The 20,174-nt window shown below is 54.8% G+C and carries 15 protein-coding genes; 8 read left to right on the top strand and 7 right to left on the bottom strand.

The genetic code is table 11. From position 1 onward, the window contains the following. Positions 1–31: 31 nt before the first annotated feature. The gene (locus G6R38_RS09935) at positions 32–1,642 is read left to right on the top strand and encodes a lipopolysaccharide kinase InaA family protein (RefSeq protein ID WP_166823691.1); all 1,611 of its coding nucleotides are present in this window, start codon (positions 32–34) and stop codon (positions 1,640–1,642) included. Beyond that, positions 1,642–2,448 carry a DUF1570 domain-containing protein gene (locus G6R38_RS09930; protein WP_166823688.1) on the top strand — a complete coding sequence of 269 codons (807 nt, stop codon included), beginning with the start codon at positions 1,642–1,644 and terminating at the stop codon, positions 2,446–2,448. Before G6R38_RS09935 ends, G6R38_RS09930 begins: the two co-directional genes overlap by 1 nt. A 103-nt stretch (positions 2,449–2,551) precedes the next feature. Here the strand turns inward: G6R38_RS09930 and G6R38_RS09925 are convergent, their stop codons facing one another. Beyond that, on the bottom strand, positions 2,552–4,054 hold the full coding sequence (locus G6R38_RS09925) for a Do family serine endopeptidase (protein ID WP_166823685.1): 1,503 nt from the start codon (positions 4,052–4,054) through the stop codon (positions 2,552–2,554). Between the two features lie 469 nt (positions 4,055–4,523). On the opposite strand from G6R38_RS09925, the gene G6R38_RS09920 reads away from it, so the two are divergent. Beyond that, a complete protein-coding gene (locus G6R38_RS09920) occupies positions 4,524–5,255 on the top strand; it encodes a tetratricopeptide repeat protein (RefSeq protein ID WP_166823682.1) in 732 nt (243 codons plus the stop codon). A 207-nt stretch (positions 5,256–5,462) separates the two neighbouring features. On the opposite strand, the gene G6R38_RS09915 is transcribed toward G6R38_RS09920, so the two are convergent. The 4 genes from G6R38_RS09915 to G6R38_RS09900 all read right to left on the bottom strand — a co-directional run bounded on the left by G6R38_RS09915 (position 5,463) and on the right by G6R38_RS09900 (position 9,696). Then, on the bottom strand, positions 5,463–6,719 hold the full coding sequence (locus G6R38_RS09915; RefSeq protein ID WP_166823677.1) for an outer membrane protein assembly factor BamB family protein: 1,257 nt from the start codon (positions 6,717–6,719) through the stop codon (positions 5,463–5,465). 77 nt (positions 6,720–6,796) lie between these two features. Further along, positions 6,797–7,870, bottom strand: coding sequence for a TolB family protein (locus G6R38_RS09910; RefSeq protein WP_240928137.1), 1,074 nt, complete (start codon positions 7,868–7,870; stop codon positions 6,797–6,799). A gap of 109 nt (positions 7,871–7,979) precedes the next feature. Continuing rightward, on the bottom strand, positions 7,980–8,780 hold the full coding sequence (locus G6R38_RS09905; RefSeq protein WP_240928136.1) for a polyprenol monophosphomannose synthase: 801 nt from the start codon (positions 8,778–8,780) through the stop codon (positions 7,980–7,982). A 19-nt stretch (positions 8,781–8,799) separates the two neighbouring features. Continuing rightward, entirely contained in the window at positions 8,800–9,696 is an 897-nt protein-coding gene (locus G6R38_RS09900; RefSeq protein ID WP_166823673.1) for a tetratricopeptide repeat protein, read from the bottom strand. A gap of 156 nt (positions 9,697–9,852) precedes the next feature. Here G6R38_RS09900 and G6R38_RS09895 point away from each other — a divergent pair, with 156 nt between their 5' ends. Continuing rightward, positions 9,853–10,323, top strand: a complete 471-nt coding sequence (locus tag G6R38_RS09895; RefSeq protein WP_166823669.1) for a c-type cytochrome — start codon at positions 9,853–9,855, stop codon at positions 10,321–10,323. 96 nt (positions 10,324–10,419) lie between these two features. Here the strand turns inward: G6R38_RS09895 and G6R38_RS09890 are convergent, their stop codons facing one another. Further along, positions 10,420–11,166, bottom strand: coding sequence for an SDR family oxidoreductase (locus G6R38_RS09890; RefSeq protein ID WP_166823666.1), 747 nt, complete (start codon positions 11,164–11,166; stop codon positions 10,420–10,422). A 122-nt stretch (positions 11,167–11,288) separates the two neighbouring features. Further along, positions 11,289–13,505 carry a ribonuclease R gene (gene rnr / locus G6R38_RS09885; protein ID WP_206028528.1) on the bottom strand — a complete coding sequence of 739 codons (2,217 nt, stop codon included), beginning with the start codon at positions 13,503–13,505 and terminating at the stop codon, positions 11,289–11,291. 164 nt (positions 13,506–13,669) lie between these two features. Between rnr and G6R38_RS09880 the strand changes: the two genes are divergently transcribed. The 4 genes from G6R38_RS09880 (at position 13,670) to G6R38_RS09865 (ending at position 20,169) form a co-directional block, all read left to right on the top strand. Beyond that, positions 13,670–14,755 (top strand): Gfo/Idh/MocA family protein, encoded by a 1,086-nt coding sequence (locus G6R38_RS09880; RefSeq protein WP_166823659.1) that lies wholly within the window; start codon positions 13,670–13,672, stop codon positions 14,753–14,755. Positions 14,756–15,183: 428 nt separating this feature from the next. After that, positions 15,184–16,557 carry a TolC family protein gene (locus G6R38_RS09875; RefSeq protein ID WP_166823656.1) on the top strand — a complete coding sequence of 458 codons (1,374 nt, stop codon included), beginning with the start codon at positions 15,184–15,186 and terminating at the stop codon, positions 16,555–16,557. An 88-nt stretch (positions 16,558–16,645) separates the two neighbouring features. Next, positions 16,646–17,737, top strand: coding sequence for an NHL repeat-containing protein (locus tag G6R38_RS09870; RefSeq protein ID WP_166823653.1), 1,092 nt, complete (start codon positions 16,646–16,648; stop codon positions 17,735–17,737). Positions 17,738–17,844: 107 nt separating this feature from the next. Further along, a complete protein-coding gene (locus tag G6R38_RS09865; protein WP_166823650.1) occupies positions 17,845–20,169 on the top strand; it encodes an alkaline phosphatase D family protein in 2,325 nt (774 codons plus the stop codon). Positions 20,170–20,174: the final 5 nt, after the last annotated feature.

Below are 20,174 nucleotides of genomic sequence, written 5' to 3'. Positions count from 1 at the left end.
GAAATATGGCAATCAGCTAGCGTTTCAACGCATGACCGAGGTTCACACAACTCATTCGCCGCAAACGGATGTCGTCAGCCGAGACTCTCGGACCGTGATTCGCTGGACGTTGACGCCCGACTTTGAGTTTCTGACAAACCGAAATGGCCAACTGCCGATTGACGAATGGCTCCACGCTTCAACGACCGAAGTGGTGAAATCCGGTGAGCATCGCGTGGTGTATCGGTTGCAACTCGAGTCTGGCGAATACTTTCTGAAACATTTTCGTGTGCCGGATTTGCAAACATTTGGCCAGAATGTGATTCGTCCTTCCCGAGCGAAGCTGGAATGGCGAGCGGCACAGCGTGTCAAAGAGACCGGGATTCCCACGATCGACTGCGTAGCCGTCGGTGAGCGGCGTGTAGGTGGGTTCGTTTTGGATAACTTCCTGCTCAGCAAAGCCATTCCCGATGTCATTCCGTTGGATGAGGTCCTGAGCGATATTCTGCCCACGTACAATTCCCACCGGGAAGCCCAACTCCGGCAACTGATCACACGAGAAGCCGGCGAGGTCCTCGGCAGACTTCACCGCAATAGCCTGTATCATCCCGACTTACATCCCGGTAACGTTCTGATATCCAGTGCCGACCTGCAAGCGTTTGAATCCGGGACCGATACGGTTCGGATGTGGTTGATCGACCTGCATTCCGTCCAATACCGTCGTCGGCCATCGGCACAAATGGCATGTCGCGATTTGGCATTATGGCACAATTTCTTTGCCCGCCGATGTTCGCGTGCGGAGCGATCCCGTTTCTTCCGGGCCTACACCGAGGAATACCCCAGACACCAATTCACCGCGACGGAACTCAGTCGTCGATGCACAACCGAATTGCGTCATGCCGATCGGCATGGAGATCGAAAGTGGCACCGAGCCAATAGCCGTCAATTGATCGCCGATCGCTGGGGATTATTCTGCCGGGGCATCGCTCGGTTGGGAATTGACTGGTTGAAAGCCTTTCGGAGCCAGCCGACATCGAACGCAAATCCTGTCAGCGAGTCTTTAGCTCCCGAATTGATCTCCTGGCCGATGACGCCGTCCGAACGACGACCGAAACACTCCGCCGCCCATGCCTGGCGAATGGGGCACGCCCTGCTCCGACGCAACTTGCCAACCATTGAACCATGGGCCGTCTACGAACCCAAACTCCGTGGTCAAAAAGCGTACCTGCTGTTAGCTCCCCAATCGTCTTTCCGACCACTACCGGACGTCTTGGATTCCACAAACCAATCGGCCGACATCGAATCAATCGCTTCCCTGATCGGGAGGGAATTGGACCGATTGCATCATTGCGGATTCTATTACCGTGAATGGGACGGCTCGAATGTGTTGATCGACCAGGAATCCATGAAGCTGGCGTGGTCGCATACGCATCGATTACGACAGCGGCGACGTTCACTCAGTATCCGGCAACGCGTGAAGCGTCTTCAAGAAATTTTGCCGGCCTTCGCCGATCGACCACGGTTTCAGGAACATTTTCTGCGAAGTTATACTCACCGTTTGACAGATTCGCAGCAAAAGCAACTCCGCCAAGAGTTACCGTTGGGCCGCTCTGGATCTGCCGTGTCCGCTGAGTGCCCCCCCACTTTCTTGCGAGCGGCCTAATGGCGGTGACTCAGACGACCCAACCAAGCCGCGTTTGGCGCGTCGTGCTGCCGATGGTGTGGCTATTGATCGGCTGCCAAGCGACACAACTTCAATCCGTCGGCCCGCCGAGTCGTCACTCGGTCCGGTCGGATCACTTGTTGGTCCTCAGCAACTTCAAATTGCCGCCGGAACATGAATTAATCGTGGACCTCGAACAAATGCGGGACCACATCACATCCGAATTGCAATTGCCACCGCAACGGCGTGAAGTGGTTGTCTACCTTTTCAGTGGACAACTCGAATACACTCAATACTTGAACCGCACGTATCCCGGACTTCCGCAGCGACGGGCCTACTTCGTCGGCACGCCCACGGAACTTGCGGTCTTCACTTTCTGGGGCAAACGCATTCAGGAAGACTTGCGACATGAATACACGCACGGCGTGCTGCACGCGAGTTTGGGGCATGTGCCGCTGTGGATCGATGAAGGATTGGCTGAGTATTTCGAAGTCAAAGGGAACATGAATTCCCGCACCGTCGCGTCACTGAATCGGCAATTGGCGGACGGCTGGCGACCGGATATCCGTGCATTGGAATCGCTAACCGAATTTTCCGCGATGCAACAACCGCACTATGAAGAGGCCTGGGCCTGGGTCCATTTCTGCATGCATTCGTCACCGGAAACCAGAGAGGCCCTACTCGCATATTTGGCGGACCTGCAGAGCGGTAACGTTGCGAAACCACTGAGTGATCGATTGGCGGAAGCCGTCCCTCATTTCGAAGACCGTTTGCTGGTCTATCTCTCCGCATTGCCGAAGTCGTAACACGAAAAAAGCCCGCCGCACACATTGGTGCGACGGACTTCGCGGAATGTCCAGCGGTTAAAGACAGGATCGAACCTGTCGGGGCAATTCCCCAAGCAAACGATTATTGTAGCACAACGAATCGTGATTTGCTTCCGCTGCGGACCAGCATCAGAATCCCATCTTCGAGATTCGCATCCTTCATGGCCGCGTCGAAGTCGTCCTTGGTACGAATCCGTTGATTGCCGACTTTCATGATGACGTCGCCGACATCAATCCCGACTTCACCCGCCGGGCTGTCTTCGTTCACCGATGACACAACCACACCTTCCGTGCGATCCAACCCAAGTTGCCGAGCAACGGCTGGGGTAACATCTTGGACGCTCAAGCCAACTTCTTCGTAGTCTTGAGCATCTTCCTTGGACGACCGTTGACTCAACGTTTCGCGAGAATAGTCCTCAGGCATTTCCTGAGCCGCAACTGTCAAGGTTTGAAGTTCACCATCTCGCAGCACAACGAGCGGGTATTTCTTGCCCAACTCGAGCCGTTCAACGGCGTCTTGCAGACCACTCGGCCCACGAACATCTTTCCCGTTGAGTTTCAGGATAAGGTCACCGGGTTCGACTCCTGCATCATCTGCGGGAGAGTCTTTGAAGACCTGACCAACCAAAGCTCCTTTGCCGAGTTCAACGCCCAATTGCTTGGCGATTGGGCTGCTGACTTCTTGAATCGTGACACCAAGATACGCCCGATCGACTTCGCCTTTGTCAATCAATTGCATTGCGACCCACTTCGCCATATTGATTGGGATCGCAAAGCCAATGCCGTCGTATCCGCCACTCTTAGAAGAAATCGCGGTGTTGATTCCGATGACTTCTCCATCCAAGTTCACCAGCGGTCCTCCGCTGTTCCCTGGATTGATTGCGGCATCGGTTTGCAGGTAATTTTCCCGCTCATTGATGCCAGGCACACGGCCTTTCGCACTGATGATGCCTTGTGTCACAGTGGTGGCCAAACCGAACGGACTTCCCACGGCCAGCACCCAGTCTGCCACTTGGACGTCGTTGCTGTCGCCCATCGGCAGAACATCGAGTGACCCCTTCGGGACATCGATTCGCACAACGGCGACGTCGGTCCGTGGATCGGTTCGCACATCGGTCGCGATGTATTCCCGACCATCGGAGAATCGCACTTTGACTTCATCCGCATCCTGCACCACGTGATTGTTGGTGAGAATGATGCCGTCCGCATCGATCACAAACCCGGAGCCCATGCCTTTTCGCTCGGGTGCTCGACGTTGTCCTTGCAATCCTCGCTGCTGTTCAAAGAACCGACGCAACTGCGGATCACGTTGGAAAAACTCTTTGAAAGGGCTGTCCTCACCAAACGGCGATGATCGCAACTGAGCTTCTTCCATGACCTTCGGCTTCGACGTTGTTTCAATTGAAACAACCGCCGGAGTGGCTTGTTTAGCCACGCTGCGGAACGCCGTCGAAAGGTCCCGTGCTTGCCGAATCGCTTGTTGATCCGCTGGCTTTCGGTCGGCTAAACCAACCGCCGCCCCCACAAGCAACATGCTTCCCGTCAATGCAACCAGCCAATGCCGTGTCGCTTGAAATACTTTCATACTACTTCCCTTCCGTTGAGAACCAAAAAGACGCGAGACCGCGTCTGAAATGAAGTGAAACCTACCCTCTGTACGAGATTCGACGGTCAATTGTTGGAGAGGAGCCAAAAAACAGAAATTTTTTGTGAGTTTCCTTTTTTCAAGCACACGTCCTTGACGATACTCCTCACGACGAGTAACTTCTGAGACTGAATCTCAGTTTCACTCGAATGCGTTACATGAACGGTCGCTTGAATAGTCCTGTTACCGGGGCTTCGATCGAGAGAAGCAACGTCATCGGCTGCGGATTGAAACCGTTCCTCCCCGCAATTTCGCAGCCGGTGACGCTTTTCGAATGATTTCAGCAGTGTGAGGTTCGCGAGAACAAACTGGCCAACGATGCATTGCCCATCGATTGGCTCTCTCAATGATCACCCGACAGTCAGGAAGTGCATTTCCTGGCTTGTGCAATTGCGAAGGCCCATTGGTCATGATGACGAAATCCTTGGAAACCGCGGAAAATGCATTCGAGAACGGCGAATTGGAAGTCGCTTTGCATTCAGCCAAGAACTACTTGAAACAATCCCCGGAGTGTGGCTACGGGTGGGAATTGCTTGGTCTGATCCAAGGCACACGAGGTCGCTTCGCAATCGCGGTTTCGGCACTGGAACGTGCATCGCTGTTTGTGCCGCTTCGCCCCCTTGCACGTGTCTGTCTTGGTTATGGATATGGCAAAATCGGGCGTACAGAGCTTTCACGCGATCTTCTTTGCGATCTGATCGACAACTCGCAAATGACGATCGATATGCTCTTGCAGATTGCGTCCGCTCTGGATGCGATCGATCAACCCGGTGACGCCATGCGGGCCTGTCGTGTGGCGACCGAACGAGATCCCTTGAATGCTCAATCCTATTACGACATGGGACACTATGCGGCTCGGTGTGGTTACCCAATTCACCTGATTGAAGGCCTGGCTCGCAAAGCGATTTCGCTGGACCCGGAAAATGTCTGCTACCGAATCGGCGTTGCGGGAATGCTCATCAAGCAGGACCGCCATGACGAAGCCTATGGGTTCGTTTCTGAACTCTCGCTTGAGCAGATTCAGGAGATCACCTGTGAGTGCTGTCTCCGCAAGGTCGTCAAACTCTACGAAACCCAGCACGATTACCGACGGGTTGTGCTGTGTCAGCAACGACTCTTGGATCTCGAATTGAGCAAATAGGTCGAGGTGTTTCTCGGCCTAGTTGCAACTTCGACTTTCCTCTGCACATCAACGACCCAGTGACGGTCTAGAGCGGCGAACTTGCCATGAGCGTCTTCACACTGCACGTCCAAATTTTCGCCTTCGTCGGAGTCTCGATGCTGGTCGTTTCTGCGGTTGGAAAACGACTATTCCCCAATCGCCCGTGAATTACGTCAGACGAGACGCTCACTCGCGAATACAGAACAAACTCTTCGCGGTGCGAATGACGACTTGGCCATTGGTAATAGCGGGCGTGGAGTTGCTGGGCTCGCCGAGGGGATTGATGGCCAATTCCCGGTATTCGTTTGGATCCGCCGCGAACACGTGCGTTGTGCCGTCTTGGTCGGTTGCATACAGCCGATCGCCAACTGCGACAATGGAGCCCCAAAAACTTTTCGCGCGAGCCTTCCACCGCTCCTTGCCCGTATTGAGTTCAATGCATTGAACCACTCCCGGGCCGGCTCCAACAGAATAAATAGACTCGCCAAGGATCACTCCCGAGCCGATCCGTTGCGGATTGCCCTGCTTGACCTGCCAGAGTTGATTCGTTTCCGTAACGTCTCCGTTTCCGCCCAATCGGAAGCCAATCGCCGTTCCGCGAAAGCCCCCCATGACCACACCGATTCCGTCGGATTCACTGATCATCGGCGAGGTATAGACCAATCCCTTCTGTTCAAGCCCCCCGACAAACCAGCGGATTTCTCCTGACTTGAGGTCATACGCGACAACGCGTTTTGGTTGGCCGACGATCAATTGTCCCTCGCCCTCCACTTGAGCGACGACTGGCGTCCCCCACGACCCGACCCATTCGCGTTTCTTCTGGCTAAGACCGCTCGCTCCACCGGGTTCGTTGGTCCGCCACAACTCGTCACCGCTCTTCAAATCGAAGGCCACCACGAATTGCCGTTCGCCCGGTCCGGCGTTCAAGTACACGGTTTCGTTGTGGACGATTGGCGACGAACCAAATCCCCAAATGTGAATGAATTTGCCCAGGTCCCTCTGCCATATCAGTTTTCCTGATAAGTCGTAACAGAAGAGACCAGCGGAGCCATGCCAGACAACGACACGGTCCCCCTGAACCGCCGGTGTGGTCGGCGCGTACGGGTTCGTTTTGTGGGTGGGCTCTTCCTCGTCGAAATCGACAGTCTTGCTCCAAATCCGCTTACCGTCGGACTCGGCAAAGCAACCGAGTGACCGTTCTCGGCCATCCGGATTGGCCCACGTGATGAAGACTTTTCCATCCGCGACGACGGGGCTACCGTTTCCGTTGCCGGGAAGTTCCACACGCCAAGCGACATTCGCGGTGGAACTCCATTCCAACGGGGCGGACTTCGCCTTGGAATGGCCATCGTTGTTCGCACCACGGAACTCCGGCCAATCCGCGGAAAGCCGACTCGCGGAAATCCCAATGACAACCACCGACACAAGAACACAACGGCTCATCGTTCGTCCCCTCTTCATGTTCGGATCTTATCATGGACCAACGCGGATGTGCGTATCCTGACATACGTGGTGATCTGCTACTTTTTCGGTTCTCCGCGGAGCCAGTCGGCCATCCAGAGTTGACTGCTGCCGTCTTCCGTGCGTGTGCTGGTCCACATTAGTTTGGTGCCATCGGGACTAAAGACAGGAAGCACGTCGGCACTGGGAGCAGTTGTAATTTGTGTAACTTGGCCGCCTTTGAACGTCTCGTCGTCGTACTCGATATCCATCGTCTTGAGTTGGAAGTGAGCCCCAACTGGACCGCGACTGTAGTCGGCACTCGACCAGATGATGTACTTCCCGCTGGGATGAAAATAGGGGCACCAGTTGACTTCGTTCAAATTGTCGGTCAGTTGGACTTCGTGTTTGCCATCGACCGAAACCGCGTACAGTTGCAGCATGTGTTCTTTATCACGGTCACTTCGGAAGATAACCCACTTATCATCCGGTGAGAAGAACGGTCCGCCGTCGTAGCCGTCAACATTGACGATTTGCCGAACATTTCCACCGTCGGCATCCATGATGTACAAATCGGGATCGCCATCACGAGTCGACGTAAACACGATGTGTTTGCCGTCAGACGAGTAACTTCCTTCGGCATCGTATCCGGGTGCATCGGTGAGTTGGGTCAGATTTGTGCCATCTCGGTCGACAGTGTAGATATCCATGTACTCATCGAAATCCCATTGGTAGCGTCGGCGTCCACCTTCAGCTGCGATTTTCCGAGCGGTCAACTCTTCCCGTCCAACGTGTGGATGGGTATGAGCCGAGGCGAAGAGAATCTTTCCGGCATCGGGAGTGAAGTACGCACAGGTTGTCCGCCCGCGACCGGGGCTGATTCGCCGCACGTCGCCGGATTTCAGGTCCTGTGTATAGATTTGGTAGAACGGATAGCCAACCGGATACGCTTGGAACACGATGGTTTTGCCGTCCGGCGAGAAATACCCTTCCCCCGCCCGAGGCAAGCCTTTGGTAACTTGGTGGATGTTCCCCAAATACTTGGCTTCCGATTCAGAGGATGCCGATTCGGACGATGCCGGTTCGGCCGCTTGTGCCACACTCCCCATGAGCAAACCAAACGCGAACGCCAAAGTTAAAAATCGATCAATCATGGATGATCCTCTGTGATCGTGAAATATGAATGGTTGTTGATAACAGCGTACGCCATCCGCTCCAAACTTTCACCCGTGCCGCCGTTCCCGATTCGTTGTGAATTCGGTTCTACGAGGGTGTTTTCTCACCGGCCTCGCGGACCGGCACACGACGGACGTTGTCGATGCCCAATCGGAAAATATCCCACAAGGCCCGTCGGACTTCACGAGTGTTGATCTTCGATTGTCCATGTTGGCGGTCGAGAAAGACGATTGGCACTTCCGCGAATCGGCAACCGACCCGGCGGCAGCGATACAACACTTCCTCTTCGAACGCGTAGCCTTTCGCTCGGACGCGGCTCCAGTCGATCTCTGCGAGTTTACTGACCCGGTAACAGCGGAACGAACCGCTGTTGTCTTTCGTTCGTAATCCGAGTGCGGATCGGGCGTAGAAGTTTACGCCTCTGCTCATCACGTGTCGAAGCGGTCCCCAACCTTCGATTCCCCCGCCCTTCACATATCGCGAACCGATGACAACATCCACGGGTTCGCCATTCGTCCCGGTGATGGCCGCGCGAAGTTCCGGCAGGTGTCGCGGGTGATGACTGAAATCCGCGTCCATGTTGATCAGCCAGAAGTAACCTCGGTCAATCGCCCACCAAAACCCAGCCAACGTGGCGGCACCGATGCCCTGTTTCTCCGCGCGATGCAAAACGTGAATTCGAGAATCAGTCGATGCTAAATGATCGGCAATTCGCCCCGTGCCGTCTGGGGAATTGTCGTCGATCACCAACACATCGACGTCAGCCGCATGCTGATGAATTTCTGCGATCAGCCCCGGCAGGTTTTCACTTTCGTTGTAGGTACAAAGCGTTACCAGTGTTCGTTCGTTGGAATTGTTCGATGTTGTCGATGAATCTTCGGTGGTCAATCGATGCCTCGTGTTTTCCTCAGGGTTCATTCGCGTTGGCGGGCGGAATCGCGGCAAGCAATGGATCGAACCAACCCGCTCGCGGCGAGAGTTTGCGACCGGACTCGAGCAACTCTTTCGCCCGCTCTGTTTGGCCGTCGAATTGCAACAACGCCCCCGCCAGGAACAGCCGATCGGGGTTTTGCTTCTCTTCTTCCAACCATTCGAGAACCGCGAGCAACACTCCTTGCTTGGCGACTTCGTTCTCCGGCCCAAACACCGTTTCTAAGGTGTCCGCCTCCTCGACGAGTGCCGGGTCCGCTCGCAGTCCCTTTTTGAGTTGCTCGGCCGCCCGGTCGAATTGATTAATCGCCGCGAGGGCAATCGTCAACCGTAAATGGGCCGCTCCACGGTCACGAGCTTGATTGACAGCATCCCGATAACGACGATACGCAGCGCTGAATTCCTGTTTCCGGAACCAATGGTCTCCACGAATCTGCGTCCGTAGACTTTTGAGAATCGAGGTATGTGACGACGGTTCCGGCAGGATCGGTTCGGTTGGTCCGACGATCGCATTGACCGGGCCACCGATCGAGTTCCGGAGAGCGAACGTGTTGGGAACCGGAAACTGATTCGGCACAAATGCCGGCGTCCATTGCTCGGGTGGCCATTGTCCCACGGTTGGGACCGGGCCGGAAATAGCCACTGGTGTGTAGATCGGCGTGGATTCAAACAGCACGCAATCGGTCCGCGTCCAGATTGGTGGCGGGCTGACCACGCAACTTTGTAAACCGTATTGACCGCAAACGACCGGAAATCCGCCGCCAACGGGGCCGTGGTAGTATTGGAAGTCGAAGGAATGCACGATCTGCCCGCTGGCGTGCGGAAGGCCCCCAGAGATCCAAACTGCCATTACGGCGAAGACCAAGTTCTTCATCGCTCGACCGCCTTTCGCTTCCCGCCCTGAGCCCGCAGTTGCATTATGGGATCGCCAGTACAGGCGGTCAACACGCCGCGATTCTTGTCGGCTGGTTTTCGTTGCTGAAACGACTATGATTCGATTGTGAACAATCCAACTTCAAGGAGACGTACGGTGAGTATCTGGATTCGAATCCGCTCGGGTTTGGCCCTGCTGGTTCTTGTTGGCTGCGTGGGATTTATGATGCAAACTCCAACGGATGTCGTTGGCCAGGATGACGACCCAAAGAAATCGGAATCGTCCAGCGACATGAGCAAGATCGAACGCGGGAAGTATCTCGCGACGGAAGTCGCAATGTGCGTGCAATGTCATTCGCCGCGTCGTTCCAATGGCGAAATCGATTCCCGCAAACTCTTCGAAGGTGCTCCCGTCCCTGTCGCTAGCCCGTATCGCTCGACGCAATGGGCGTTTCATGCACCTTCGATCGCTGGTTTGCCAGGGGGATGGAGTGAAGCGGATTTGGTCATGCTCCTCACCACCGCCAAACGCCCGCGTGGTCCGAAACCGGATGCCCCAATGCCCCCCTACAAAATGACCGTCGAGGATGCTTCTGCCATCGCTGCATACTTGAACTCGCTCGAATAAACCTCGCCCGATGGAAAACCAATCACAAAAAAAGAGCCGGGAACCAACGACGGCCCCGGCTCTTTTTGATTGCTATGTTGAATGGATATCCATCGTCTAGCGTTGTGTCATTCCGCCATCGACAACGAATTCAGCAGCGGAGACATAAGACGCGGCGTCGGACATCAAGAACGCTGCCACTTCAGCGACTTCTTCCGGCTCGCCAAATCGCCCCAATGGAACTTGTTGCTTGATTTGCTCGGTCATCTGTTCTTGTTCGTCGTCGCCCATGTTGGTGCGGTCGAAGAAGTCGGAACCGATAGGACCGGGAGCGACTGCGTTGACACGAATCTTGCGGTCTGCCAGTTCGCTCGCAAGAACACGCACCACAGTCCGCAGAGCTCCCTTGGTCGAGTTGTAAAGCACTCCGCCATCCATCCCCAAGTATGTCGCAACCGAAGTCGTGAACAGCAGGTTCCCGCCGTCCTTGATCAGTGGCGATAGGACTTTCGCATGGAGTATCGGTCCCCGAACGTTGACATCGTATTGCGAATCAAACAAGTCGGACGTGACTTCATTGTGGGGAACAAACTGACCATAGCCCGCATTCAAGAACGCGGCGTCGAGTTGCCCGAATTGTTCTTTGACTGCCCCGGCTAGTTTCTCGGCGGCTTGTGGATCACCGGCGTCGTTCTTGATGGCCGTGATGTTCGGATGGGCTGATTGCACATCGTCCAACTTGGACTCGTTCGTACCAGTGACCAGCACCTCGGCACCTTCTTTGGCCAACTGCAGTGCGGTTGCCTTCCCGATGCCACCGGACCCGCCAGTAACGAGGATCTTCTTTCCCTCAAAACGATTCATGACTGATATTTCCATCTTTGAAAGTGTTCGTGTGCTCGACTAGATTCCAACCAAAGCAAGAACCATTCCAAAGGGAGGGTGCCCATCCCAAAACCAATGCAACTCGATGGCACGCCGATCGACTATTTCCGGCGTTTCCGCTTCACGCGAATCGTCTTCTTGGGCTTTGGCTTGGGCTTCTTTTTCGTTTTTGACTTCTTCGTTTTCGGTGCGTTGTCTGGTGCGACACGGAAATCGAGTTCGCGGCGATCGACGTCCACTCGTGCAACAACAACGCGAATGCGATCCCCCAAACGGAACCGGGCCCCAGTGCGACGCCCCACAAATGCGAAGGTTGATTGCTCGTAGTCGTAATAGTCCGCCGGTTCCAAGGCGGTGACGTGAATCATGCCTTCGGCGGGCACATCGACGCCTTGGCAGAACACCCCGAAGCGTTCAACCCCAGTGATGACGGCCTCCAGCGTCTCATCGACTTGGCTCTCCATATACGTGAGCAATTTGACCTTCGTCAGTTCACGCTCAGCGGTCGCAGCTCGGCGTTCACGGTCGGAACAATGCCGCCCTTGTTTCGCGAGTTCCGAGAAATTGTCAAAGCGGGCCTTCTTGTTGTGCTTGACGATTTCATCGAACAACCGATGCACGGTCAAATCGGGATACCGCCGAATCGGGCTGGTGAAGTGACAATAGTTCTCCTCGGCCAATGCATAGTGTCCGACTTCCTCCGGCGAATATGACGCCTGCTTCATACTGCGAAGCAACGCGAAATTCACTGCCTGCTCACCCGGTTTCGCATGGACATCGTCAATTAACGCCTGCAAATGCGATCGGCTTTGATACTTCTTGATCGGAAACCCAAGTGCCGTTGAAAACTCTGCGAATGCCTTCAATTTGAGTTCGTCCGGTTCTGGATGGACCCGACGGAGGAACGGATACTCCATGTCATCCATCGCCGTCGCCACAGCGATATTGGCGGCCAACATGAACTCTTCGATGATCTGGTGACTCTCGTCATGCTCGACAGTGTGCGCTCCGCTCACGGCACCGTCGGAATTAAAATCGAGTTTGACCTCTTTCAGATGCAGTTCCAACGCCCCGGATTCGAAGCGGCGTTTGCGAAGTGTCATGGCGAGTTCGTGCATCCATCCCAACATTTGGCGAACCTTCGCACTGATTCGGCCTTTGTGCTTGTCGGGATTCCGAATGATCGGCATGACTTCTTCATACGCGAATCGCTTATTCACCTTGATGACCGAATTGTGGAATTGCACATCCACAGGGATGCCATCCGGGGTGTATTCGATTTCCACGGTCTTGGTGTAGCGAATTCTTCCTTGCTGAAGACTCGCAAGACCATTCGAGATTAATTCCGGGAGCATCGGAATCACACGACCGGGAAGATAGATACTCGTCGCCCGATCATAGGCTTCCCGATCCAGCGGCGACCCCTTTTGCACGAAGTGAGCGACATCAGCAATATGCACCATCAACTGCCAATGCCCTTTGCGAGTCCGTTTCAGCGAAATCGCATCGTCAAAGTCTCGGGCATCGACGGGGTCGATCGTTACTGTGATGTTCTTCGTGAAATCATCGCGGTCGCCAACAACTTCCTCGTCGAACAACTCCGCTTGCTCACGTGCTTCCTGCAAGGCATCTTCCGGGAATGCTTGCGGCAAACCGAATTCGTGGATGATGCTCTGCATATCCACGCCGGGTTCACCAAACGCGCCGAGCACTTCCGTAATGACGCCTTCACCTTCATAACGCGGAGTCGGAAACCGCAGCATCTCGATGACGACTTTGTCACCAGGCCGGGCCGACTTCGCACGGGAATCGCCTACGAAAATTGGATCGGTAAATGTCGTTCCATCGACTCGCACCAAACCGATTTCGCCATCCACGAAATAGGTGCCGACAAAGGTTTGCGTCGCCCGTTGGATGATCGAAGTGACACGGCCGCAACGCTGCCCGTTGCTGCGTCGACGGTTCGACAGACGGACGGTGACTTCATCACCTGTGTGCGCAGCAGCTACATCCTCAGGCGCAACGTACACATCGAGTTCTTGTAACTCCGGGGTGCGTTCGTGCGGAATCACATAACCGCCGCCGCTGCCCACGCGTTTGATGATGCCGACAACTTCCCCCGCGAGTGCGCGCGGACGAATCCGTCCATTGCGGTTCTCACGGACTTGGCCATCTTCAATCAGTTGTTCCAAGAGATCGTGGAACGCGGATAGTTTCGACTTTGGAACCCGAAGCTTCTTTGCTAGTAGAGACGCCTTGATCGGCTTATAGTCGGGCTGCGTGAGGTAGTCGAGAATCTGTTGTTCGAATTCGTTCATCAATTCCATCTTCAATTGTTTGCTACAGCGAGCGTTGGCAAATCATACCCGATTTGGCAACACTCTCGATATGGTAATGCGTTCGGCCGATCGGCCGGAATTTGTGTGTGATGTGTCCGCTTCAAGTTCGTTATTGGCTTGCGGACCGTGCAACGAGGAAAACTATGGTTCCGGTTCGGACAGCACTTGTTGGTTGTGGCAAGGTGGGGCAGATTCATGCGCAAGCCTTGGCGAAGCTGGCGGAATCGAATTTCGTCGCCGTGTGTGACGGTCAACGGGACCGAGCCGAGCGGTTCGCCAGCGAGTACCATGTCTCGGCGTTTGATTCCGTTTCGGAAATGGTAAGCAAAACCGGTGCCGAAGCTGTGATGATCTGCACACCGCATCCGCTGCACGAGCAACCGTGCGTGGAAGCCGCCAAGCTGGGTGCTCACGTTCTCGTCGAAAAACCGATGGCGTCTTCGTTGGAATCTTGTGATCGAATGCTTGATGCCTGCGATTCGGCGGGTGTGCAACTGGGAATCGTCAGTCAGCGTCGATTCTTCGAACCTGTCCAACGCATGAAAACGGCGATTGATGCCGGCAAGATCGGCAAGCCAATTTTGGGCACGTTTTCGATGTTCAGTTGGCGGGACCAAGCATACTACGAATCCGACCCGTGGCGAGGCCGCTGGGACACCGAAGGCGGTGGTGTGTTGGTCAATCAATCGCCGCATCAGTTGGACATGCTGCAATGGTTCATGGGAGACATCGAGGAAATATCCGGTTACTGGAGCAATTTGAATCATCCTTACATTGAAGTCGAAGACACCTCCGTAGCGATCGTGCGGTTCAAATCCGGTGGACTCGGCAACATCGTGACGAGTCTTTCCCAAAACCCCGGCATCCACACGAAAGTGCATATTCACGGATCGAATGGAGCATCGGTCGGGGTCCAAACCGATTCCGGAGCCACGTTTGTCGCCGGGATGTCATCCATCGCCGACCCGCCCCTGAACGATCTCTGGACAATCTCTGGTGAAGAACACCGACTCGCGAAATTTGAAAAAGAAGATCGTCAACGGTTCACCGAGATCGACGCCACAACGTTCTACCACGAATTGCAGATTCAAGATTTTCTGCAGGGTATCCGTCAGAATCGCCCGCCGTTGGTCAGTGGGATCGAAGGCCGCATCGTCGTTGAAATGTTCACAGCGATTTACCAGTCCAATCAAACTCGTCGACCAATCGCATTTCCTGTTGCGTGTTGATGTCCCGTTATACGTCTCGTGCCCATCAGAAATTCAGCAGCGCGCGAAGATTCCGATTTTTTGTTCAACGAGAACGCTTGAACTCAATTGACTGATGGCTGTGCGATCGAAATGGCAACCGTGGCTGGGTCCGCAAAATCGTTTCAAGCGTCATTGGCGATCAATCCGATACGATCAGATAGTACTCACGTATCGATCCCCTTTCAGACGTCTCTGAATTCTGGCTGCGGAGTCTCATGACAAACCATCTCAGACACATGCAGGCAGAACGGCCCACCTCACCTCGCCGGTTGAAGTGGTCGAGAATCCAACGAATCGCGGGGACGCTAGCGGTTTGCGGGCTCTCGTCTTGCGCGAACCTAGACTTCAAACCGCCATCATATGAACCGACAGCGAAACAAATTTCCGCATGTCGCCCGACACAACCAATGGTGAGCGAAGCCCTGTTGGTTTCGGCAGTATCTCCCGGTGAATCGGTCGAGTTGGAAATGCCACCGGCACCGGTGCCAGCCCCGGATCAGTTGCCGACCACGCTTACCAATGGACTCACGTTGCAATCGTTGGAAGCGATGGCCCTGGAGAACAATCCAACATTACGACAAGCCGGTTTGCTTGTGCGGCAAGCCGAGGGCAATTGGCTGCAAGTCGGTCTGTATCCCAACCCAACGGCTGGTTATGTCGGTGATGAAATCAACGATGATGGAACCGCTGGTCGTCAGGGCGTGTTCGTCAATCAAACCGTCGTGACCGCCGACAAACTCGAGCTGAACCAAGCGGCAGCCAGTTGGAACGTCGAACAATCTCGTTGGCAGGCAAACGCACAACGTTGGGCCGTCATCAACAGCGTCAGGAGCCAGTTCTATCAACTGCTCGCGGCCCAAAGAACCGTCGAGATCGCTGAAGATCTCCACAAAATTGTCAGCAAGGGACTCGAGACCGCTGAGGAGCTCAAGAAAGCTGGTCAGGTCCCGCAAACCGACGTACTCCAAGCAAAAATTGAATTGAATGCCGTCGATGTCATCTTACAAACAGCACGGCATCGACAGATTGGCACGCGACGTGAACTCGCCGCGTTCATTGGGATCGATGAACTTCCCAATGATCCGCTCGAGGGAACACTCGATCGCGATCCGACGCCGCTCGATTTTGAATCGGAATGGCTTCGACTGCAAGCAGACAACCCGGTTTTGCAATCGGCACACGCACAAGTCGAGCAAGCCAAAGCCCAGTTGCATCGCGAGCAAGTTCAACCCATTCCAGACGTCCAATTACAAGGCAGTGTCTCGAACGATTTCGCCGCCGATAACGCCGTGTTCGGTTTGCAAGTGGGCGTGATGCTACCCGTTCACGACAAGAACCAAGGAAATATCTCCGCAGCGTATGCGGCATTTCATGCGGCTCTCGAAAACGTACAGCGATTGGAACTTGCTCTGCGTCAGCAACTCGCTCAGTCTGTGCAACGCTATGAAGTCGCACGGGCTCAGGTTGAACTCTATCGAGACGAGATTCTCCCAACGGCCCAAGAAGCACTGGATTTGACTACCCGCGGATACGAATCCGGTGAGATCGGTTTTCTTCGGCTGCTCACCGTTCGCCGAACGTATGTCGAGAATCAAATCAACGCCATCGCCGCCATGCGGGAACTCAATTTGGCTGCCGTCCAACTCGACGGGTTGTTGATCACCGGCGGACTGAATTCGCCTAGCCAAACTGTAGGGAACTTTGGAGGTTCCACGGGACGATCGAGCCAAAACCGTATCGGCCGGCCTCAATCGATGATCACAATGCCCCGGCCGGAATAAGGCGATACGCTTTCCCTCACGAACGGAAGACGGCACAATGTGGGCACACATTCTGCCAAACTCGTGACCTTCCGTTCGGAGAGACTCGATGACTTCCGCGCCCAAGTCCGCCGTTAACCGTCGAGAATTCCTCGCTCAATCCGCGACCGCGACCGCCGCAATCGTTGCTGCTCCCGCTGTGATCACCGCCGCGAAAACCGACAAACCACTGATCGTCGGCGAAGGCGAACACCGCTACGAAGTCCAGCACAACTGGCCGGAACTTCCGAGCGAATACACGTGGCAAACGACACACAACGTCGCGGTGGACAAATCCGGCAACCTGTATGTCATTCACGAAGGCCGTGCGAATCTCAAAGACCATCCATCCATTTTCGTGTTCGATGCGAACGGAAAATTCATCCGAGCATTCGGGAATCAATTCCAAGGCGGCGGTCACGGGTTGGAAGTCCGTCAGGAAGGCAGCGAGGAATTTCTCTACGTCTGTGCGTATCAGCAAGTCAAAGCCTTCGCAAAACTGACACTCACCGGTGAAACCGTCTGGGAAAAGTACGCCCCGATGGAATCCGGTGTCTACGCTGCCAAGGAAGACACCGACCGCAAGAAAGTTTGGGGGCGGGACCGATTTCTTCCCACGAACTTCGCATTTCTGGATGACGGCGGATTCCTGCTCGCCGACGGATACGGTTCATTCTACATTCACCGGTACGACAAAGACGCAAACTGGGTTTCCAAGTTCGGCGGCCCCGGTCAGGGTGAAGGCAAGTTCGCCACACCGCACGGCATTTGGATCGACCGTCGCGGCGACGGAGACCCCGAAGTCGTCATCTGTGACCGAGCCCATCACACATTGCAATACCTCACACTTGATGGCAAATATCTGCGAACACAAACCGGCTTCGGTCTGCCCGCCAACATCGACACGTGGGAAGACTTGCTTCTGGTGCCGGAACTCCATGCCCGTGTCACGCTGTTGAACGACAAGAACGAAGTCGTCGCGCAACTCGGTGACGACGTCAAACGTGTGACATCGAAAAAAGGCATCCGCAACGATGCCTCACGTTGGCAAGCAGGCAAGTTCGTGCATCCCCACGATGCCTGTTTCGCGGCCAACGGAGACATCTTCGTCGCCGAATGGGTCGCCACAGGCCGAATCAGCCGACTGAAAAAGTTGAGCTAACCGATTTTCGCCAACATCGGCGACCTGAATATGAGCAATCGCGTTGTCTTCAATACATCGCGACTTGACCAACAAACTCACAATTTGATGATTAGGAATTGTCCAATATGCCTTCGCTGACTCGTAGGATGGCTCTCAAATTCGTCGCGCTCGGAACTAGTGTGGCGGGTGTTTTATCGCCGCGACGCTCTCACGCTCAAGCCTCCAAGGATTCCGCACCGCCGAGCTTCAAGAGCCAATGGCACAATACCCACGATCGAGTTTGGCTCGGGGAAGATTTGTGGGCGAATCCGATGGAGAATTGGCGGATCGTCGACGGAGCCGCGGAATGCCAATCGTTCGGAGGCGATCGCAACATTCATCTTATTACCCATCAACTCACAAACCCCAAGGGCGAGTTCCAAATGACCTTGCACGCTACCCGCGTGAAGGTCAAACAGAAGGATGGTGGGTTCGGCTTCCGTGTAGGCATTCGCAGCGACCTTAACGAATACCGTAGCAACTGCTTTGCAAAGAACGGCATCACCTGTGGCGTGGTCGACAATCAACTCGTCCTCGGACCGCAAAAGACCGGTCTGAACATGGACGAAATTCCGAGTTCCTACCGCTTGGTGCTCACGGGAGAACCAGCCAAAGATGCGTACAAGCTCACGCTGACGGTACTCGACCCCGAAACCGGTACTCAGCATGGCGTGATCGTCCGGAATGTGCCCACGCAAAACGTCCTCGGCAACATTGCTGTCGTGAACAATCTCGATGCAAAGATCAAAGGCGGACGCGGTTCCCAATATCGGTTCCATGAATGGACGGTCGGCGGAGACGCATTCACCGTCAAACCGGAACAAAAATTCGGCCCGATCCTTTGGTCGATGTACTCTCTCAGCGATTCCCGCAGCGATGAGGGTTTCGTGATGAAAATCAGCGCACTCACCGGGCCGTTGGGTGAGAAAGACAATCAGACCGTCGAACTCAAAGCCAAATTAAACGACGAATGGAAATCGCTCGGCGAAGCCAAACTAGATACCGACGCCTGGACCGCGACATTCCGAATTCCCAACTGGAACGAAAAACAGAGCACGCCATTCAAGTTGATCTATCGCGAGCAACACAAAGATGGCTCCGAAACTGTCTCGGAACGCACGGGAATCATTCGGGAAAATCCCGCAGGTCGACCATTGCGACTCGGTGCGCTGACCTGCCAAAACGATTACGGTTTTCCCTACGAACCGGTCGCGAACAACTTACTCGCGCTCGATCCAGACATGCTGTACTTCTCCGGCGATCAACTCTATGAGAACCACGGCGGTTATGGCATCATCCGCGATCCCGCCGAACCAGCCATCTTGAACTACCTGCGGAAATTCTACCAACATGGCTGGGCCTTCGGGGAAGCCATGCGTGATCGTCCGACACTCTGTCTCCCCGATGATCACGATGTCTTTCAAGGCAACATCTGGGGCGAAGGTGGAGCGAAAATGACGTCCGGGAGTACGTCTTCCAAAGGCGGCTATCGCGAGCCGGCCCGGATGGTCAATGTTGTCCACAAAACCAACACCGCCCATCATCCCGACTTCTACGATCCCGAGCCCTGTAAACAGGATATCAGCGTTTATTACGGAGTAATGATCTACGGTGACGTCGGTTTTGCAGTCGTTGCCGACCGACAATGGAAGAGCGGTCCCGAACGGGTCGAGACCGGTAGCGGTCGGGCAGATCACGTCTCCGATCCTGACTTCGACACACAAAAGCTCGACAAACCCGGCTTGGTTCTACTCGGAGAACGCCAAGAAGAATTCCTCGAAGAGTGGGCCAGGAACTGGGACGGTCATGCGTTAAAAGTCCTACTCAGCCAGACGGTCTTCGCCGGAGTGGCAACGCATCATGGTGGCTACAACGGTTACCTGAAAGCAGACTTAGATTGTGGGAGCTGGCCCCAAACTCCGCGGAACAACGCCATCCGCATCTTCCGTGAAGCGAAACCGCTGCACATCAATGGTGACCAGCACCTCACCACGCTCGTGCAATACGGAGTTGACGAACAGCGAGACAGCAATTGGTCCTTCTGTACGCCGGCAATCTCAGCGGGTTATCCGCGATGGTGGCGTCCGGATGAGATCGGCATGCCCCACGAGAATCGACCGCAACACGGTTTGGCGAACACCGGAGAATTCATCGACGGGTTCGGCAACAAGGCCTATGTGTACGCCGTTGGAAACCCCGAAGTTGGAACCAAACGAAACCGTTACGAAAAGGCCCATCAAAAAGGCAGCGGGTTTGGTTTAGTCACCATCGATCCGAAAGAGAAAACCTACCTTATCGAGTCGTTCCGTTTCCTCGTCGATGCCACCGATGGTAACGCCGACAACCAATTCCCTGGTTGGCCCGTGACCATTCATCAGCAGGAAAACGGTGGCGATAACCTTCTCAGCTGATCGAT

It is taken from the genome of Thalassoroseus pseudoceratinae (assembly GCF_011634775.1).
Taxonomy (GTDB): Bacteria; Planctomycetota; Planctomycetia; order Planctomycetales; family Planctomycetaceae; genus Thalassoroseus; species Thalassoroseus pseudoceratinae.
This window is presented reverse-complemented; position numbering and strand designations above follow the sequence as displayed.

What these genes read in the sequence shown, in the direction of transcription:
- G6R38_RS09935 (WP_166823691.1), top strand. Translation starts at nt 32, where the DNA reads ATGACCGAGGTTCACACAACTCATTCGCCGCAAACGGATGTCGTCAGC.
- G6R38_RS09930 (WP_166823688.1), top strand. Translation starts at nt 1,642, where the DNA reads ATGGCGGTGACTCAGACGACCCAACCAAGCCGCGTTTGGCGCGTCGTG.
- G6R38_RS09925 (WP_166823685.1), bottom strand. Translation starts at nt 4,054, where the DNA reads ATGAAAGTATTTCAAGCGACACGGCATTGGCTGGTTGCATTGACGGGA.
- G6R38_RS09920 (WP_166823682.1), top strand. Translation starts at nt 4,524, where the DNA reads ATGATGACGAAATCCTTGGAAACCGCGGAAAATGCATTCGAGAACGGC.
- G6R38_RS09915 (WP_166823677.1), bottom strand. Translation starts at nt 6,719, where the DNA reads ATGAGCCGTTGTGTTCTTGTGTCGGTGGTTGTCATTGGGATTTCCGCG.
- G6R38_RS09910 (WP_240928137.1), bottom strand. Translation starts at nt 7,870, where the DNA reads ATGATTGATCGATTTTTAACTTTGGCGTTCGCGTTTGGTTTGCTCATG.
- G6R38_RS09900 (WP_166823673.1), bottom strand. Translation starts at nt 9,696, where the DNA reads ATGAAGAACTTGGTCTTCGCCGTAATGGCAGTTTGGATCTCTGGGGGC.
- G6R38_RS09890 (WP_166823666.1), bottom strand. Translation starts at nt 11,166, where the DNA reads ATGAATCGTTTTGAGGGAAAGAAGATCCTCGTTACTGGCGGGTCCGGT.
- rnr (WP_206028528.1), bottom strand. Translation starts at nt 13,505, where the DNA reads ATGAACGAATTCGAACAACAGATTCTCGACTACCTCACGCAGCCCGAC.
- G6R38_RS09880 (WP_166823659.1), top strand. Translation starts at nt 13,670, where the DNA reads ATGGTTCCGGTTCGGACAGCACTTGTTGGTTGTGGCAAGGTGGGGCAG.
- G6R38_RS09875 (WP_166823656.1), top strand. Translation starts at nt 15,184, where the DNA reads ATGGTGAGCGAAGCCCTGTTGGTTTCGGCAGTATCTCCCGGTGAATCG.
- G6R38_RS09870 (WP_166823653.1), top strand. Translation starts at nt 16,646, where the DNA reads ATGACTTCCGCGCCCAAGTCCGCCGTTAACCGTCGAGAATTCCTCGCT.
- G6R38_RS09865 (WP_166823650.1), top strand. Translation starts at nt 17,845, where the DNA reads ATGCCTTCGCTGACTCGTAGGATGGCTCTCAAATTCGTCGCGCTCGGA.